We start from the raw sequence: 1,704 nt of genomic DNA on the forward strand, positions 1-1,704 counted from the left end.
TGGCGGGACAGGCGGGTTGACGGGGCTGGGAGTTCAAACCGGCCTGTTCGAGGATCAGTCGGAGTCGCCGACGGCCCCTTCCGGGCGACTTTGATCCTGCCCGCCTGAGGGGAAACGTCGATCGGGATGAAACAGGCCCTCAATCGCCGTCCCTTGAGAAGAACGGTTTCGCGGAGCGGTCGAGCCAAGCCGAAACGCACATTCAAACCCACGGTCATCCGGGCTCGGCCCGGACCGCTCCGCGCCTCCCCCACCCACTCGCCAGCGAAAGCCCGGGGTCGAGAAGCCGTGCCTGCAACACCCCGCCCGCTAAGACTTGCCCCCACCTGGCGGCTTCGCCGCCTGTCCGCCCCCATCGGGGGCGGAGGGCGTCCGCCGTGCCAGGGCCGGCTGGCCATGCCGCGTGGCCATGATCTCGCCGATCACCGCCACGGCCACCTCGAATGGGGCCTTGCCGCCGAGGTCGAGACCGATCGGCGCGCGCAGCTTCTGAAGGTCGCGCTCGCCGACCCCGGCCGCCCGCAGGCGGTCCAGCCGCTCGCCCAGCCGCCGCCGCGCGCCCAGCAGGCCGACATAGGGCGCGGCCGAGGGCAGGGCGGCCAGCAGGGCCTGATGATCGATCTCTTCGTCGTGGCCGCAGATCGCCACCGCCGTCCAGGCGTCCAGGCCGATCGCCGCCACGGCGACGGCGACCTCGTCGCGGCGATAGGCCACGCCGGACAGGGGCGGCGGCGCGGTCGGGCCCTTGGGCCGCACCAAAGTGGTCTGGAAGCCGGACTGGGCGCCGAGGCTGGCCACGGCCAGGGCGGTCGGGTCGCCGCCGAACACCACCAGCCGGGGCGGCGGGTCGAATCGGCGCGAAAAGGCTCCAGGCCAGGCGGAAACGAACTCCGGCAGCTCGGCGCAGAGCCGCCGCTCGCCGTCGCTGATCCAGATCGCCGGGACCCGTGCCGCGGCCAGGGCCAGCAGCTCGCGGGCCGCCGGATCGTCGGAAGCGACGCGTTCGACCAGGATCTCGATTCGCGCGCCGCACAGCAGGCGGATGTCGGGCCAGGGGCTGCCCTCGCCATAGACCAGCCGCCGGGGCCGACCGTCGGCGATGCAGGCTCGGGCGTGATCCTCGACGTCGGCCTCGATGCAACCCCCCGACAGGAAGCCCGCCCGGCTTTCGACCCCGAACACCATCTGGGTGCCGACCGGGCGGGGGCCGCCGTCGCCGAGGGCGATGATGGTCGCCAGCGCCGCCGGCCCCCGGGCCAGGGCGTCGGCCAGGGCCGGGCGCATGTCGTCCGCCAGGCCGTGCAGGGGCCAGTCGGAGGGCGTGGCGGCGGGGACGAGAGACACGTCGGTGTCGGCGTGATCGGGCAGGTTCATTGCCGAGCATGTTAACGCCTCGGAAAGTTTCCAGAAACGCCTTCTTCAAACCTTGGGGCGTAGGCTTGCCGACACTGGTGTTCAGTCCGCACGGATTTCCATGTCGCTTTCCGTTTCCAAGCTCGGTCTTGCCGCCGCCCAGTTCGGACTGGACGGCATGAGCGCGTCGCCGCGCGCCCGCTCGCCGGAAACCGAAGCTCGCGACATCCTCAACATCGCCGCCCGCGCCCGTCTGTCGGTGCTGGACGTGTCCGGCAATTACGGCCGCGCCGAGCAGGTGCTGGGCGACCTGATTCCCCGTCCCGTGCCGTTCCGCGTCACCCTGTCGGC

General features: G+C 71.9%; 1 protein-coding gene and 1 pseudogene. One reads left to right on the forward strand and one right to left on the reverse strand.

All coding sequences use genetic code 11. The features are described from left to right. Positions 1-309: 309 nt before the first annotated feature. Complete coding sequence (locus tag AC1DZ6_RS24695) at positions 310-1,284, reverse strand: XdhC family protein (RefSeq protein WP_477099739.1); 975 nt, start codon at positions 1,282-1,284, stop codon at positions 310-312. Positions 1,285-1,474: 190 nt separating this feature from the next. Between AC1DZ6_RS24695 and AC1DZ6_RS24700 the strand changes: the two are divergent. Next, positions 1,475-1,704 (forward strand): annotated as a pseudogene (locus AC1DZ6_RS24700) (bifunctional regulator KidO); the annotation flags it as partial.

It is taken from the genome of Caulobacter sp. P1_B12_2 (assembly GCF_056406675.1).